Here is a 15,497-nt window from a genome sequence, read left to right as displayed (position 1 = left end):
CGCTCGGAAGGCTATCTTTCGACAGCGAGAGAATCCCGCCCTGAGGCTTCGACGAACCGATGGGCAAGATCCGGCGACCAGGCGAGCCGAAACGGGCGGCGATCGCCGACGACACACCGACCCCGCGCTCTCCGGGACGATGTGTTCGGAGCCTGCTGCGTGAGACCATCCCGCTCATCGGCCAGCGAAGGACAGCTCGACCGCTCAACGAAGGAGAAGCCCTGTTCGATTTCACGACATGACCGATGGAGGGGAACGAACGCGATCTCTCCAGTCACATCCAGTGAACCTACGAAAACAGTCGGCGCTGGGCGAACTTGCCGATTTCGGCGGCGAAGTACGCTGCAGTTGCACCCGGATCATCAGCAGAGAGAACGTCGTGGTGACGTGGACCATCGGCCGGACGAAGGAACTCCCTGAGAGCGGCCTTCCTGTCCTTCCGGGCGATCACGTGAGCGATGTCGCCCAGCAGCCGACGTGCCTGGACGCCAGATCGATAGTCGAGTACCGTTTCGCAGTCTCCCGTGGTCGCCAGCTCGTACAGCAGCGCGGGGAAGTCCACACCCGCCCCGACGGAGAGCGCGAGGCTTCCCCAGAGACGAGGGTTGATTTCGATGAGCTTCGGTTCGCCATCGCGCGAGTCGATACGGAACTCGGCCATCGCCACCCCTTGCCAACCGAGCCCGGAGAGGAGGTCGTCGGTCACCGAGATCAGGCCCGGATCGTCGACGGTTTCACGCAACGTGCTCGTCCCACCCCCGGGTGGGTCCGTCCGAATCCGCTGCTGTACGGTCACCGCTTTGAGTTCGGACGACCAGTTGTAGAGCGTGTAGACACCACGCTCGCCCCCGTTCGGAACGAACTCCTGGAGAAGCAGCGGGTGGTGGTGATCGGGCGTGTTCGCGTAGGCGGCCTCGAGTTCGCCTGGTGTGTGACAGACGGAAACACCGAGCCGACCGGCTCCCTGCCGCGGCTTGACGACCACGGGGTACCCGATCTCGTCCGCCACTTCCTCGACGTCGAGCTCCGCTGGCGCGAGTGTTTTCGGATGGGGCACTCCCGCCTCGCGTGCGGCTTCGATCGTCCGTTTCTTGTCCGTCCCGATGCGCAGTGTGTCCGCCTCGGGAAACGGGATCGCCGCGTACGGTTCGAGTCGATGTCTGGCTTCCACGACGGGGGCGACGGTGGGATCGGCGATCGGGAGCAGTACGTCGTAGTCGTGAGTACGGACCTCTCGCTCGATCCGATCGACGAACGCTGCCGGATCATCCTGGGGACGCGGATATCGAACCCGCCGATCGACGTACTTCGACGCGCCACCGGCGTTCAGCCGCAATCCCGATGCAGCGGTCACGTCGATCCCTCGACGACCGAGCGAGCGGATCGCCACCAGCGCCTGTCGCCGCTCGGCATCGAACACGAGCGCGCGTCCGTTCATCGTCGAGTGACACCCCCGCTGCGGTGTGGCTTCCTTCGACACATCGTTTTCGAACCGTCCATCGCTTCTGGCACAGTACTGAATCGTATTCCCGTCACGGGTTCGATCAAGCCGGCTGCTGCGGTTTCCGCTGTGGATCGAGGTTGCGCTGCAACCAGAGTTCGACCGTCGTGATCGCAGCAACGAGCGTTGTCACGTGGTTGGCCTCCCGCTGGTGATGCTGGCGCTGAAGACGTCTGATCGCCTCCGCGCGAAACAGCGATCGCTGACAGGCGTCGTCGAGCAGTTCGTCGATGTACGCCCGAAACGCGGGGTGCTGTCGGTACCACTCGTCCGGAGTCTTCCCGCCACCGTAGGCGATGTTCGAGCGGAGGCGGGAGACGCCGGTTTTGCAGACGAAGCCAGCCAGCTGTGCCGGGTACGGCCACACCGGTCCCAAGCCCGTCCGTTCGTACGGGATCCGACTCAGCTCCCCGACGTGAGATCTGGCGAGCGCGTGCTTCGGTCGGGTCATCCCGTACGGGATCGCGCCCTTCGTGAGCGGGAACGTCCCCATTCGGTACTCGATCGGCAACCGAGCCGTGTGCTCGAGGAAATCCCCGTGTGCGAACGGGACCCGTGTTCCCACCTGGCTGCGCATGATCTCGTTGCTCGCGAACGCCATTCGCGAGTAGTAGTTGGTGTAGTTCACGTCGAGGAGGCGCTTCTCGGTGGTTCGTTCCGCGCTTCGCCGCCCCGATTCCCGGAGCGAGCGCTTCGGATCGACGTTCGCCGTCAGCAGCGCGTCGACCGCCGATGCATCCACCATCGCTTCGCTCATCATGAGTCCCTCCACGACGGAATCCGTGTGTGTGAAATGGTACTGCCGCGGGTGCTGGCCGATCAGTTCGCCCTGACCGGAGGCTTCCATGAGGACGTTCGTCCCGTCGTTCGGGAGCGAAAACACCGTCGAGAGGTTCAGCAGCGACGACCATCGCAACATTCCGTCGACGAGGTCGACACTCTCCTCGATGATGTCGAGGAACGTGTCCGGATCGAGCTCGACTTCGGTGTTGTCCACATCGAGCACCGATGCCACCCGGGCTGCGATCTCCGGGTTCCCCCCTCCTTTGGGGTTCGCATCGTACGTGTAGGTCGTCAGCGAATCGAACGTTCGACCGGCGTGCTGGCGCAGCTCGGCGGCCATCGATCGGCTGTCGAGTCCGCCGGAGAGCCACAGCCCGAGCTCCCCGTCGACTGTCGTCGAAACGTCGGCCATCGCCTGGCGATACTGCCGGACGAGTTCGGCGACGTACCCGCGGCGTGGTGCGGAGTCGTAGTCCGGTTTCCAGTACCGAGCGAGGTCCACGCCCGCATCATCGTATTCCAAGACCGTCGCCGGTCCGAGCGCACTGACACCCTCGACGAGCGTCCGTTCTCCCCAGACGTTCCCGAGGAGCAGCATGTCACTTACTGCATGTTCGTCGACGGCTGGCGCATCGATCGCCGGGAGCAGGGCAGCGAGAGAGGAGCCGAGAACCACCCCATCGTCGTGTGCGTAGTAGCACGGTCGCGTTCCGAGCTTGTCGGTCGCGACGACGAGTCTCCCGGCGTGTGCATCGAGACACGCGATGACGAACGGACCGTCGAGTTCCGCGAGAAACGACGTGTCATCGAGAACGCGTTCGAACACCTCGTCCGGGCACACTCCCAGTCGGTCGACGTTCGAGATCGCGCCGTGGACGATGCCGGCACGGCCGTCGCCTTGCCACGTTGTATGGCCCGCCGGATCTTTCGCGCCGTGATGGAGAAATCCGAGACCCGTGGTTCCCTCCTCGAAGCGCTCGCGCTCGTACCACGGCTCGTGGTGGAGTTCGTCGACCAACGAATCGAGGGTGGAGCCGACAACAGTCCCGCCGACGAAACCGGTCATCGGAGGTCGTGGTGTGACTCGGTAGCGTCCCGTGGCCCCGGCGTTCGCGGACACGACGCCCCAATCAGTCCGTGGAGGGATGGACCAACCATTACCGAGGCGACACGCCAGACGTCAATAAACTGTGTGGTACATACGCTAACAGATCGCTACTGAGCAGCACAACGGAGTATCCCACTCTAAATCGGGAAATCAGCAGAAAATCCAATCAATACGAGAACAACGACAGAACGATTTCGTACTGGAAAAAGGAGGCGTCACGCTCGAACCGCGTTTCATAAGTCGACCGTCCTCGGTGGTCGACGGAAGGTGAGTCGATAGTCTTGTCCGGAGCGAACGAATCGGACCTCTCGTCGCTCGTTTCGAGTGCGAGTCTGATGTTGGTGGGTGGGACGCTGGGTTCTTCGTCGAAGCTCGTCGAGCGGGTCGTCATCGCACGCGTGCTGTCCCAGAGTGCGTACGGGGAGGTTGCGCTGGGGATCTCGGTGATGAGCCTCAGCACGACGGTCGCGCTCGTCGGCCTGGACACGGGGATCGCCCGGTACATGTCGCGGCTGAAGACGAGCCGGGAGGTGCGAGGCGTCTGGGTCACCGGCCTGATCATCTCTCTCGTCGTGTCCGTAGTCCTCGCTGCGCTCCTTCTCGTGGGCGGATCATGGATCGTGGGTCTCCTCTTCGAGCAACCTGGCTCTCGAGAACTGCTGACGCTGTTCGTTCTCGCGATCCCGTTCGGCGTCGGCTTTCGCATCGCCATCGGAGCGATCCGGGGACTCGAAAACACGATCTACCGCACCTACGCGCGCGACCTGTTCTACAACGGCGTGCGTCTCGGGCTGATCGTTGCGCTGTTGCTCGCCGGGGTCGGTGTGTCGTCGGCGGGATACGCCTATCTGTTCGCCGGCGTTGCGACGTTCGTCCTCGCGCACCTCCTCCTGAATCGGTTGCTTTCGCTCCGTGGCGAAATCACCATCAGGCCCAAGCAGTTGCTGCTGTTCTCGATCCCGTTGGTGCTCTCGGCGATGACGTCGAAGCTGCTCGGGGAGGTAGACACGCTCATGCTCGGGTACTTCAGGACGACAGCCGAGGTCGGGGTTTACGACGCTGCCTACCAGCTCGCGGCCGGGTTGCCCGCGCTGATGAGTTCGTTCGGGTTCCTCTACATGCCGCTCACGTCGCGGCTCGACGCCGAAGGCAATCACGAGGAGATCAACTCGATCTACAAGGTCACCACGAAGTGGGTCTACATCGCGGGGTTCCCGATCTTCCTCGTCTTCGTCGGGTTTTCGGCCGACGTCGTCGCCCTGTTCTTCGGCGAAACCTACGCCGAGGGCGGGACGGCGCTGTGGATCATCGCGACGGGATTCTTCGTCAGTGCTGCCTACGGCCGTGCGCAGGACACGCTCGCAGCGTTCGGCCACACCAGGGTCATCCTCTGGATCAACGTGATCGCTGCCGTTCTCAACGTCCTGCTGAACGCCGTTCTGATCCCTCGATACGGCTTTCTCGGGGCTGCGATGGCGACGGCGCTCTCGTTCGCGACGCTCAACGGTCTGGCGTTCGCCATCCTGTGGAACTCGTTCGGGATCACCCCGTTCTCCCGGTGGTCGACCCGAACGTTCGTGCTCCTGCCGCTCGTCCTGATTCCTCCCGTACTCCTCGTTTCACGGACGGTGACGCTGTCGCTCGTCCTGTTTCCCCTTTCGGGCGTCCTCGCAGGGCTCGCAACGCTGGGCGTCGTCGCTCTCACGGGCTGCCTGCAACCCGAAGACGAAATCCCGGTCGAGCTCGTCGAGAACCGTCTCGACGTCGCGATTCCGGTTATTCGGCGGTTCATCCCGGCTGACGACTGACCACTACACGTCGACAGAACGGGTCCGGGTGATCGCTGACGGTCCTCTTCTCCTCGATTCGTCCCCTCTGATCGGAGCTGTATCGACAAACATGAGACGACTGCCGCCCGAGAGTTCGATCCGTCGTCCGCGTCGAACACCGTTGACGATCCACCCTGTGAAACCCGACGACCGGGCGAACCGAAACACACTACAACCACCTTCGACGCGTCGGTCCCCCACGTACCCGGGTGTCGACCGGCCCCAGCAGCCCGTACCGTTAAGTCCGCGTGTGTGATAGCGTTGGCATGGCCGCCTACGGCCGGCCGACCCTCCGGGATCTGTTCGATGACTCGCCCACCCCCCACATCGCCCACCCCCCGCGGACCCACCACCGGGAGTTCTACGTCGCTACCGACGGCTCCTTTCGGGCGCGGGGCGGGGGTCTCGGCGTCGTGATCGAGACCCGCGACGGCGAGCGCGTCGCGCGGCTCTCCCTGCCCGACGACCCGCCGGACAACAACGTCGCCGAGTACCGCGCGCTCCACCTCGGCCTCGACGTGCTCGCCGCGCGCACACCCCCGGAGACCCGCGTCGGCGTCCTCGTGGATCACGACGCGCTCGCGGCGAACGCCAACCGGACTGTTCTCGCCGCCCGCTCGGACTGGCGCACCCACCCGGTGTCGGTCCCCGCCGATTCGCGCCACCACTGGCGCGGGATCCGTGCGCGCCTCCGGGAGTTCGGCGAGTGTCGCGTGGCGCGGGTTCCGAGCGCACGGAACCCCGCTCACCCGCTCGCCAACGCCCCCGATCAGTACGGTCACGTCAACAGCGAGGCCGACCGGTGTGTGCTCCCGACCCCGAACCTTGACCGCCCCGACGAAGTGCCACCGCCCTCGCGCGCCGACCGCCCCGCCAGCGACTGACGCTCGTTCGGTTCATGATCGCTCCCCGATGGCGGCGTGACGCGACGGCCCCGCGGGTAGTGGCCCGGCACATGCAACCCCCGGACCCAACCGCGTGGCCCGTGAACCTATAAGCAATGCGACCGAAGGGAGGGGCACGAATGCGAACGGGAGTGGTCACATCGCATGGCGGCTGACGCTGGCGGGACGGACGGGACCCCGCCCGTCACCGACGACCTGATCCTCGTCTCGAACCGCCAACCGTACACACACAGCTACGAGCACGACGACGCGGGCGAGCGGACCATCAGCGTCAACCGGCCCGCCGGCGGGCTCACGGCCGGGCTCGATCCGGTGATGCAGGAGACCGACGGGACGTGGGTCGCGTGGGGCGACGGCGAGGCCGACGCCGACGTCACCGACGAAAACGGCGAGGTCCGGATGCCGCCCGAGTCCGAAGCCTACACCCTCAAACGCCTCTGGCTCTCCGAGGAGGAGGTCGAGGGGTACTACTACGGGTACAGCAATCGCGTGCTCTGGCCGCTGTGTCACGGCGGCACGATGAAGACCGAGTACGTCGAGCGCTACTGGCAGCGCTACCAGCAGGTCAACGACCGCTTCGCCGAGGCCGTCGCGGAATCGGCGAGCGACGACCCCCTCGTGTGGTTTCAGGATTACCACTTCACGCTCGCGCCACGCGCCGTGCGCGACGCGCTCGACGACCCCTTCATCATGCACTTCTGGCACATCACGTGGCCCGGCTGGGACACCTTCCGGGCGTGCCCGCAGGGCAAGCAACTGCTTGAGGGACTCCTCGGCAACGATCTGCTGGGGTTTCACGTCGAGCGCTACTGCGAGAACTTCCTCGACTGCGTGGATCGGGCCTTGGAGGACGCCTTCATCGACGAGGACGGTGGGCGGATCAACTACGAGGGTCACACTACGACTGTTCGAGCGTTCCCGCTCGGAATCGACGCCGAATCGATCCACGAGGAGAGCGCGGCCGCCGACGCGTCGTTCGAGGCCGACATCCGCTCGACGTACGACATCGGTGCCGACACGACGATGGTCGTCGGCGTCGACAGGTTGGATTACACCAAGGGGATCGTCGAGCGCCTCGAAGCGCTCGAACGGCTCTGGGAGACCGAACCCGACTACCAGGGCTCGGTGACCTACATCCAGAAGGCGAGCGAGAGCCGCTCGCTGATCCCGGACTACCAGGACCTCCAGCAGAACGTCCGGGAGACGATCGAGCGGATCAACGACCGCTTCGGCACCGACGACTGGCAGCCCGTGGTCTACATCGACGAGTTCATCCCCCAGTCCGAGCTCTGCGGGCTGTACCGCTACTCCGACGTCATGTTGGTGAGCGCGGTCCGCGACGGGATGAACCTCGTCGCGAAGGAGTACGTCGCGGCGCAGGTCGACGACGACGGCGTGTTGGTGCTCTCGGATCAGGCCGGTGCGCACGAGGAGCTCGGCGAGTACGCGCTCACGATCAACCCCTACGACACCGAGTCGTTCGCCGACACCATCCAACAGGCGCTCGCGATGGACCCTGACGAGCGCCGCGATCGGATGGCCGCGCTGCGCGAACAGGTCGCCGCCCACGACCTCTACGCGTGGATGGACGACGTGTTCGAGACCGCCCGTGACCTCCGCGAGCAACGCGATCACGATGGCGGGTGAGCCGACCGGCGGTAACAGGGGGACAGCCAGTGAGGACGGCACCGACCGACCGCCGGCGCTGTTCGACGGCACCGACGAGCCGCTCGCGACGATCGCTGACCGGCTCGCCGCCGCCGACGGACTCTACTTCTGTACGGACTTCGACGGCACGCTCTCGGCCATCGAAGCGGACCCCGACGCACCCGAGATCGCGCCCGACAACCGCGAAGCGCTCCGGACGCTCCGCGATCACGATCGGGTCCGGGTAGCGGTCATCAGCGGCCGGGAGCTCGCCGACCTCCGGCCGCGCGTGGGGGTCGAGGGAATCGCGTACGCCGGCAACCACGGGCTCGAAGTCTTCCGGGACGGCGAAATCACTGTGCATCCGGTGGCGAAGAAACGACAGCGCGATCTCGAACACATCGTCGACGATCTCGACGATCGGCTCTCGGACACCGACTGTTTCGTCGAGGACAAGTCGGTGAGCGCGACGATCCACTACCGTGCGGCCCCCGATCGACGGGAGGCGGTCCACGAAGCGGTCGCGGAGGCCGTCGAGCGGATCGCGCCCGATGGGTTCGAGCGCTCGATCGGCAAGGAGATCGTCGAACTCACGCCGGCGGTCGCGTGGGACAAGGGTGCGGCGCTCTCGCTGTTGACCGCCGATTTCGAGGAGTGGCTCTCGGTGTACGTCGGTGACGACACCACCGACGAGGCGGCCTTTCGCGCGCTCGGCGAACGGGGTGTCGGGATCCACGTCGGTGCGGGCGAGGACACCGCGGCGGACTACCGGATCGACGACCCACCGGCGGTCGAGCGGCTGCTCGACTGGTTCCGTACCGAGGGACTCGCCGCACTCGACCGATCGTCCCCCTAGGACGAACCGCTGGAACCCCCGGCGTCACCGCGGTCGAGCACCGACACGTAGCCGAGCGGAAACACGTCGCTCACGGGATCGGCTCGTTTCGTTTCTGCCCACGACGGCAGGCCGAGCAACGCCGGTTGGTGACGATCAAGCGAGCGCGGACCTAAGCTGGCGCAGCTGGGGATGGTGCTTCGCCGCTCCGCTGACCCCGACAGAACTATGATTCCTGCGTTCCTTCGTGGGAACATGGGTGCGCCTGGATCGACGCGGAGTGTCCTGCCCGAGGACGTCCTCGCGGTGTTCGACGACCGTGATGACGCCGCCGAGCCGCTCACCGCTCCCGAGGTCGCCGAGGCGCTCGGAGCCTCGCGGCGGACGGTTTTCAACCGGCTCGACGATCTGCACGACCGCGGTGAGCTGGCGTCGAAGAAGGTCGGCGGGCGATCCCGAGTATGGTGGATTCCCGACGACGAGGCGGCCCCCGCAGCCCCGCTCAAGCGGCTCGTCGGGCTGCTCGACGACGAGGCGGCCGATCGCGCCGAGCAGCGCCAGCGGGAGTGGCGCGAAGGGTTCGACCGCGAGATACGGAGCGACGATCCCGACGCGTGATCCTCGACTCGACGTTCATCAACGATCTCGTCCGACAGCAGCCAGTCGCGACCGACAAGCTTGCAGAACTGATCGACACGGGAACACCAATCGCGCTCTCGACGCTCACCGTTTTCGAGGTCGGGGTCGGTCTCCGTGGCGAAGCCGAACGGCACCGGGAGCGCTTCGATGGCGTCGTCGACGAGATCGACGTCGTCCCGTTCACAGCCGCTGCTGCCCGCCACGCCACAGCCACCCAGCGCAAACTCGTCGATCGGGGCGAGCGGATCGGCGAGGTCGACGTGCTGATCGCCGGGACCGCCGTCGAACGCGACGAAGGAGTCCTCACGCGCAACGTCGACGAGTTCGGACGTATCGACGCCCTCGACATCGACTCCTATTGACATCGCTCGCCAATCCTCTCCCGGCACACGCCGACTAAGGACTTATGGCTCTGGCGGCCGGTACGAAGACACATGGGACTCTCGGACCTGTTCACGTCGAAACGATCGGGCCTCGTCAGCGCGATTTCGATGGTCGTCGAGGCCGGCCTCGCGCTGTACCGCGGCGACACGAAGATCGCAGCGCTACTGCTCGGCGCGGCCGCACTCGCGTACCGCTGGAGCTTCGTCGGAGCGATCGCGGAGATCCTGATCCGGGCGTACCAGCGGCTCCGATAGCCACACGCGTCGCTCGTTCTCCAACTGGTCGATAGAACAGGAGTGATTCGCGACGACTCAGTGGTCGTCGAGCGCCACCGCTCTACGCGCCGGCTTTCTCGATCGCGCTTTCGAGCTCGTCGCGCTGGGTCACGCCGATGAACCGCTCGACGACGCCGTCGTCGTTCTCGATCACGAGCGTCGGCAGCGAGCGCACCTGATACTCGTTGGCGACCTCCTGATCGGCCTCGACGTCGATCTTCTCGAACTCGACGTCGCCGTTCAGGTCCTCCTCCATCTCCTCGAGGATCGGATCCTGGGTCTTGCAGGGGCCACACCAGTCCGCGTAAAAGTCTTTCAACCGGACAGTCATGTGTTCCACCGAAACTACCCGCGCCGCGCGCATAAGGGTTTCCCACCCGTGCGCTCCGTCTGCAACACCTTCCAGCCATCGGGAAACACGACGAAAGGCTTAGGCCCGCGGCTCGCGGAGGGTGGGTATGAGCAGCGGCGAGAACTCCGGCGGACTGATGTCGAGTGCGGGCCTGGTCAGGTACTTCGATGCCGAGGACCGAAACGCGATCCGGATCGATCCCAAGACCGTGGTGGCGTTCGGCGTGGCGTTCGGGGTGCTGATCCTCGTTTTGAACGTGCTGTAACACGGCACCGTCCTTTCTGCCTTCCAAACTGTTTCCATGACTCTCACAGCCGGCGTGATCGCGGTCCAGGGCGACTTCCGTGAGCACGCTGCCGCGATCGAGCGCGCGGCGCGCGCCCACGGCGAGCGCGTCGAGACGGTCGAGATCCACACCGCGGGCACGGTGCCCGACTGTGACCTCCTCCTCCTTCCCGGCGGCGAATCCACCGCCATCTCGGCGCACCTCCACCGCGAGGGGATCGCGGCGGAGATCGCATCTCACGTCGCGGCGGGCAAGCCGTTGCTCGCGACGTGTGCGGGACTGATCGTCGCTGCCGCCGATGCGGGCGACGACCGGGTCGACACGCTCGGCCTGATCGACGCAACCGTCGATCGCAACGCCTTCGGCCGCCAGCGCGACAGCTTCGAGACCCACCTCGACGTCACCGGATTGGACGAGCCGTTCCCGGCGGTGTTCATCCGTGCGCCGCGGGTCGCGTCGGTCGGCGACACAGAGGTGCTCGCGTCGTTCGACGGCCACCCCGTCGCGGTCCGTGACGGGCCGGTGGTCGGGACCGCGTTCCACCCCGAACTCACCGACGACGCGCGGGTTCACGGACTCGCCTTCTTCGAGACAGTCACGGTTTGAGCGCAATCGCGACGAGCGGCGACAGTCGGGTACCGATCGAACGACGAAATTCCACCGCCGGCAGTGACAGACTTTTCATCGCGCGCCCCGTCCGGGAGCCATGCACGCCCACATCGACGCGGTCCGTGTCGCGGGCACGCCCTCCGGGCCGGTCCCCGTCGTGCTCCTCGCGAGCGACGGCGAGCCCGACCTCCTGCCGATCTTCATCGGGTTCAACGAGGCGACCGCGATCGCCCGCGGGATGGATGCGGTCGACATCGGCCGACCGCTGACCCACGATCTCCTGCTCGACGTGGTCGAGGAACTGGGTGGTCGGGTGGATCGCGTGGTGGTCGACGCCATCGAGGAGAGCGAGGAGGGCGGCGGGACCTACACCGCGAACCTCCACCTCGACACGCCGCGCGCGGACGCCGTGATCGACGCCAGGCCGAGCGATTCGCTCGCGCTCGCCGCACGGACCGGTGCCGACATCGAGGTCGATCCGGGCGTGTTCGACGAGGGTGGCCGGCCACGCGAGACGTTCGAGGAGCTCCAGGACATCCGCGAGGTGGACGAGCTGTGAGCGACGATCGCACTACCGCCGGCACGAAAACGGCCGAAGAACCGGTGCTCGACGAGCTGTTCGCCGTGATCGAGGAGCGCCGGGACACCCTCCCCGAGGGATCGTACACGGCGTCGCTGTTCACCCACGAGAAGGGCGAGAACGCCGTGCTCGAAAAGCTGGGGGAAGAGAGTACGGAGCTCGTGCTCGCGGCGAAGGACGACGACCGAGAGGAACTCCTCCACGAGAGCGCCGACATCGTCTATCACCTGCTCGTGCTGCTCGCGATGAACGGCGCGGACGTGGACGACCTGCGCGCTGAGCTTCGTGAACGGCGATAGGCCTGCTCAGAGCAGTCCGGCGATCGCCCCGCCGATCGCGCTTTCGAACCCCGACACGATCGCCACGAGCACACCGACGACGAGCGCGCCGCCGCCGAGCAGTCCACCGAGCGGACCACCGGCGATGCCGGCCCCGATCGTGATCGCGATCCCGAGGACGATCGCGAGCACGATCCCGCCGATCGACCCCGCGAGCAGGCCGTGCCACGCACCGCTCCCGATACCGCCACCGGCGACGTAGCCCGCGACGAACCCGGAGACGATCCCGGCGGCGAGCGGACCGATCCCGATCGGCGCGCCGACGATCCCGAGTACGATGTGGACGAGGAACCCGATCCCGACCGCACGCCAGTTCGTCATATCCACGGGTAGTCCACGTGATAGTATATGTGTATCGGCGGCGCTGGAATCGACGACATAGACGTTCCTCGTCCGTTCGCCGCCGACTGACGCGTTTTTACGTCCGTACGATCTACAGCAGGCATGATTTTCGAGGATCTGCCGACGACGCCCACCGCGGAGGAGCTGATCGACCGGGCGTTCTCGCGGGCGACGCGGGCGGGCCGGGCGAAATCCGGGACCGAAGCCCAGCAGTCGATGCTCCAGACCGCGGCGAACGTGCTCTCGGACAACCTCGAACACGTCGTGACGAGCTGGCCTGACTTCGACACCGTCGACCCCTTTTACTACGAACTCGCCGATTCGCTCGTCGCGGTCGACGAAGTGCGGAAGAGCCTCTCGGAGGTCGGGTGGGCGAGCCGGAAAACCGACGAGATCAAGGACGAATATCAGAGCCGGCTCCGCGGCGACATCGAGACCGCGCGCAAGCTCAGAAAGCAGGCGTTCGCGCGGCTCGCGGACGTGGTGGAGGAGGTCGCCGACGATCTCGATCGCCTCGGCGAAGCGCGCAACGATCTCCGCGCGCTCCCCGACATCCGCCCCGACGAGCCCACGATCGTGGTCGCGGGCTTCCCGAACGTCGGCAAGTCCTCATTCGTCAACAACGTCACGAACGCGCGCCACGAGATCGCGTCGTACCCGTTCACCACCACCCGAGTCGGCGTCGGACACCTCACTCGCGATCACATCCGCTACCAGCTCGTCGACACTCCGGGGCTGCTCGATCGCGACTCCGGCGAACGCAACGACATCGAACTCCAGGCCGAGAGCGCGCTCACCCACGCCGCCGACTGCGTGGTGGTGTTCGTCGACGCGAGCGAGTCGTGTGGCTACCCGCTCGCCGACCAGCGTGCGCTCGAAACCGCCGTCCGCGAGCGTTTCGACGTGCCGGTGCTCACGGTGTGCTCGAAGGCCGACCGCTCGCGCGATCTCGACGCCGATCACTACTTGAGCGTCGAGGAGAGCGAGGGGATCGAGGAGCTGATCGACGCGGCGGTCGACGCGATCGGCTACGAACCCGAGCTGCCCTGACGTCGGCTCCAACCACGACGCTTTCACCGCTCGCACCCGAACTACCGCCATGCACTTCGATCAGCGCACCCAGCGCGCGCTCGCCGACGCGGGACTCTCCTCGGACGAGATTCGTGCGGCGAGCGAGTCGGTCGTCGCGGCCACGAACGACGCTGCCGACGAGCTCGAAGCCTTCTTCGATGGTCTCGATACGGTCTACTCCGACATGGACCGGGCCCACAGCGCGAGCGAGTTTCCCGAACACGGTGTCGAGTACCTCGATCTGTTCACTCACGCCGACGACATTCGGGGCTATCTCCGGTTTGGGACGTGGGGCGTCCCGGTCGAGGGCGGGCGCGTGCTCACCGAGGACGTGGTCGAACTCTCGCTCGGCCCGACGGTCCACGATCGAGTGCGATTTGCGGCCGACCGCGACGCGCTGCGGTAGACGACCACGCCGCTTCGCTACCGCCTTTTCGACTCGTCGTTCCGGCGGAGATATCGCCACGCTGCGAGGCCGACGCCACCGAGCGCCGCGGGCACGCCGAACCCTGGTCCTGCGCCCGCACTGCCCCCACCACCCGTTCCGTTGCTCGTCGCTTCGGTCCCGCCCGTCGAGCCGGTCGTCGGCACGGAGCCGTTCGCGGTCGTCGCGTCACGGTTCGTCGTTGTGCTGCGGGCCGTCGGTTCGTTGCGGGCCGTTGCGTTGCGGTCGGTCGCAAGCGTGGTCGATTCCGGTGCCGGGCCGGCGCGGTCGGGGAACGTGTAGAGATACGCTTGGGGAAGTTCGCCGTACTGGTTCCAGCTACAGCCCACGAAGAACTCCCCGGGGACCGCGAGCACGGTCGCCCAGAAACTCGTGTTCTCGGTTCGTCGCCACCGAGCGATCTCCTCTGGGTTCGCTGGATCGCTCACGTCGTGGATCTTCACCCCGCCGCGATACCACGACGAGTAGAGCCGGCCCTCCTTGAGATCGAAGTTGTGCGCGGTGGTCCAGAGCCCGCCGTAGCTCGGGGCCGGTGTCGGCGGCGCGTCGATCGTGGCGAGTTCCTCGGGGTTCTGTGGCGATGCGATGTCCCAGAGCGTGATCCCGCCCGGGCCGCCCTCGCCCTCGACGGCCCACGACTCGACGCCGACGCCCATGATCGCGGCGTCGTCGTCGACGGTGACGTAGTGGGAGTTGCCCGGCGGAACGAGCTGTGCGCGCCGGAGCGCCTCGCCCGACAGCGACGCGAGCTCGTCGGGTGCGAGCCCCCCGATCCTGGTGATCGCGGTCGGATTCGACGGGTCGCGCACGTCGATCAGCCACGTCCCGGCGTCCCAGTGGGCGATGTAGGCCATCCCGTTTTGTACCCAGATGTCGTGGACCGTCGCGGGAAACAAGGGAATCTCTCCCCAGTCGGGCTCGTCGAGGATCGACCACCGCCCGACGCGCTCGGGCTCGTCGTTCGCGACGTCGACGATCGTCATGCCCACCGTCTCGCCGTCGAACTGCGAGAGGTACGCCCGGCCATCTGTCAGGAAGGCGTTGTGGATGGCGTAGTCGGTCTCGTGGACCGCGACCCGTTCGGGATCGGCGGGATCGCTCACGTCGTAGAGTACCATCGCGTCGATCCCCGCGTTCGGGTTCGCGGGGCCGACGACGGCCAGCCGGTCGCCAGCGAGCTTGACGTCTCGGATATCGCGGAGAGGACCGTTCTCGTGGCCGGCGAGCAGGTTCCGTCGGTCGGCGAGCACTCGTGGATTTCGGGGATCGCTCAGATCCACCGTGCCGAACCCGGTCGTGGCGGCGAGAAACGCCGTCCGGCCGTCGTCGCTCACGACGACCTCGGTCGCGCCGTCGAGCGGGACGCGCCCGAGCGGTTCGTACGCCGGTTGGGCGGTCGTTCGCCGAGTGACGGCCGGCAGCGAGAGCGTCCCGGCCGCAGCGCACAGTAGATCCCGGCGTCGCATACGCGGTGTTCGGTCCGGAACGGGTATGGGTTGTGGTTCCGGTGGCCCGTCGGCCCTTTTCGAACCCCTGAGAGGGCTTTTGTTCGTCCCGACGGTAGTGGG

Annotated in this window: 18 protein-coding genes; 13 read left to right on the top strand and 5 right to left on the bottom strand. The window is 66.3% G+C overall.

Going from position 1 to position 15,497, the window contains the following annotated elements; genetic code table 11:
• Nucleotides 1–289: 289 nt before the first annotated feature.
• Together TX76_RS02400 and TX76_RS02395 are read right to left on the bottom strand one after the other, a co-directional pair.
• Nucleotides 290–1,438 carry a carboxylate--amine ligase gene (locus TX76_RS02400; RefSeq protein WP_049898949.1) on the bottom strand — a complete coding sequence of 383 codons (1,149 nt, stop codon included), beginning with the start codon at nt 1,436–1,438 and terminating at the stop codon, nt 290–292.
• Nucleotides 1,439–1,544: 106 nt separating this feature from the next.
• A complete protein-coding gene (locus TX76_RS02395) occupies nt 1,545–3,350 on the bottom strand; it encodes an asparagine synthase-related protein (protein ID WP_049898770.1) in 1,806 nt (601 codons plus the stop codon).
• A 377-nt stretch (nt 3,351–3,727) separates the two neighbouring features.
• Here TX76_RS02395 and TX76_RS02390 point away from each other — a divergent pair, with 377 nt between their 5' ends.
• The 7 genes from TX76_RS02390 to TX76_RS02360 all read left to right on the top strand — a co-directional run bounded on the left by TX76_RS02390 (nt 3,728) and on the right by TX76_RS02360 (nt 9,885).
• Nucleotides 3,728–5,200: a flippase gene (locus tag TX76_RS02390; protein WP_049898947.1), complete on the top strand. Its 1,473-nt coding sequence runs from the start codon at nt 3,728–3,730 to the stop codon at nt 5,198–5,200.
• Between the two features lie 287 nt (nt 5,201–5,487).
• Nucleotides 5,488–6,105: a ribonuclease H family protein gene (locus TX76_RS02385; protein WP_049898769.1), complete on the top strand. Its 618-nt coding sequence runs from the start codon at nt 5,488–5,490 to the stop codon at nt 6,103–6,105.
• Between the two features lie 165 nt (nt 6,106–6,270).
• Nucleotides 6,271–7,773 carry an alpha,alpha-trehalose-phosphate synthase (UDP-forming) gene (locus tag TX76_RS02380; protein ID WP_049898768.1) on the top strand — a complete coding sequence of 501 codons (1,503 nt, stop codon included), beginning with the start codon at nt 6,271–6,273 and terminating at the stop codon, nt 7,771–7,773.
• Nucleotides 7,763–8,629, top strand: coding sequence for a trehalose-phosphatase (gene otsB / locus TX76_RS02375; protein WP_049898944.1), 867 nt, complete (start codon nt 7,763–7,765; stop codon nt 8,627–8,629). The genes TX76_RS02380 and otsB overlap by 11 nt, the downstream gene beginning before the upstream one ends.
• 234 nt (nt 8,630–8,863) lie before the next feature.
• Nucleotides 8,864–9,226: a hypothetical protein gene (locus TX76_RS18245; RefSeq protein WP_228842284.1), complete on the top strand. Its 363-nt coding sequence runs from the start codon at nt 8,864–8,866 to the stop codon at nt 9,224–9,226.
• Nucleotides 9,223–9,609: a PIN domain-containing protein gene (locus tag TX76_RS02365; protein WP_228842283.1), complete on the top strand. Its 387-nt coding sequence runs from the start codon at nt 9,223–9,225 to the stop codon at nt 9,607–9,609. Before TX76_RS18245 ends, TX76_RS02365 begins: the two co-directional genes overlap by 4 nt.
• Nucleotides 9,610–9,681: 72 nt before the next feature.
• A complete protein-coding gene (locus TX76_RS02360) occupies nt 9,682–9,885 on the top strand; it encodes a hypothetical protein (RefSeq protein ID WP_049898767.1) in 204 nt (67 codons plus the stop codon).
• Nucleotides 9,886–9,967: 82 nt separating this feature from the next.
• On the opposite strand, the gene trxA is transcribed toward TX76_RS02360, so the two are convergent.
• Nucleotides 9,968–10,237 (bottom strand): thioredoxin, encoded by a 270-nt coding sequence (gene trxA, locus TX76_RS02355; protein WP_049898766.1) that lies wholly within the window; start codon nt 10,235–10,237, stop codon nt 9,968–9,970.
• A gap of 127 nt (nt 10,238–10,364) precedes the next feature.
• On the opposite strand from trxA, the gene TX76_RS02350 reads away from it, so the two are divergent.
• From TX76_RS02350 to hisE, 4 genes are all read left to right on the top strand, one after another.
• The gene (locus tag TX76_RS02350) at nt 10,365–10,523 is read left to right on the top strand and encodes a preprotein translocase subunit Sec61beta (protein WP_049898765.1); all 159 of its coding nucleotides are present in this window, start codon (nt 10,365–10,367) and stop codon (nt 10,521–10,523) included.
• A gap of 36 nt (nt 10,524–10,559) precedes the next feature.
• Nucleotides 10,560–11,150, top strand: coding sequence for a pyridoxal 5'-phosphate synthase glutaminase subunit PdxT (gene pdxT, locus TX76_RS02345; RefSeq protein WP_049898764.1), 591 nt, complete (start codon nt 10,560–10,562; stop codon nt 11,148–11,150).
• A 100-nt stretch (nt 11,151–11,250) separates the two neighbouring features.
• Complete coding sequence (locus TX76_RS02340; protein WP_049898763.1) at nt 11,251–11,712, top strand: bifunctional nuclease family protein; 462 nt, start codon at nt 11,251–11,253, stop codon at nt 11,710–11,712.
• Nucleotides 11,709–12,032: a phosphoribosyl-ATP diphosphatase gene (gene hisE / locus TX76_RS02335; protein WP_049898762.1), complete on the top strand. Its 324-nt coding sequence runs from the start codon at nt 11,709–11,711 to the stop codon at nt 12,030–12,032. Before TX76_RS02340 ends, hisE begins: the two co-directional genes overlap by 4 nt.
• A gap of 6 nt (nt 12,033–12,038) precedes the next feature.
• Here hisE and TX76_RS02330 read toward each other — a convergent pair whose 3' ends face one another.
• The gene (locus TX76_RS02330; RefSeq protein ID WP_049898761.1) at nt 12,039–12,392 is read right to left on the bottom strand and encodes a DUF5518 domain-containing protein; all 354 of its coding nucleotides are present in this window, start codon (nt 12,390–12,392) and stop codon (nt 12,039–12,041) included.
• 123 nt (nt 12,393–12,515) lie between these two features.
• Here TX76_RS02330 and TX76_RS02325 point away from each other — a divergent pair, with 123 nt between their 5' ends.
• Both TX76_RS02325 and TX76_RS02320 read left to right on the top strand, forming a co-directional pair.
• Nucleotides 12,516–13,463 carry an NOG1 family protein gene (locus TX76_RS02325; RefSeq protein ID WP_049898760.1) on the top strand — a complete coding sequence of 316 codons (948 nt, stop codon included), beginning with the start codon at nt 12,516–12,518 and terminating at the stop codon, nt 13,461–13,463.
• 49 nt (nt 13,464–13,512) lie between these two features.
• The gene (locus TX76_RS02320) at nt 13,513–13,890 is read left to right on the top strand and encodes a DUF7532 family protein (RefSeq protein ID WP_049898759.1); all 378 of its coding nucleotides are present in this window, start codon (nt 13,513–13,515) and stop codon (nt 13,888–13,890) included.
• A 17-nt stretch (nt 13,891–13,907) separates the two neighbouring features.
• On the opposite strand, the gene TX76_RS02315 is transcribed toward TX76_RS02320, so the two are convergent.
• A complete protein-coding gene (locus tag TX76_RS02315; RefSeq protein ID WP_049898758.1) occupies nt 13,908–15,395 on the bottom strand; it encodes an LVIVD repeat-containing protein in 1,488 nt (495 codons plus the stop codon).
• Between the last annotated feature and the right edge of the window lie 102 nt (nt 15,396–15,497).

Source organism: Halococcus agarilyticus, assembly GCF_000334895.1.
Taxonomy (GTDB): Archaea; Halobacteriota; Halobacteria; order Halobacteriales; family Halococcaceae; genus Halococcus; species Halococcus agarilyticus.
Note: the sequence above shows the minus strand (reverse complement) of the source record. Positions and strands in the feature narration are given on the sequence as shown.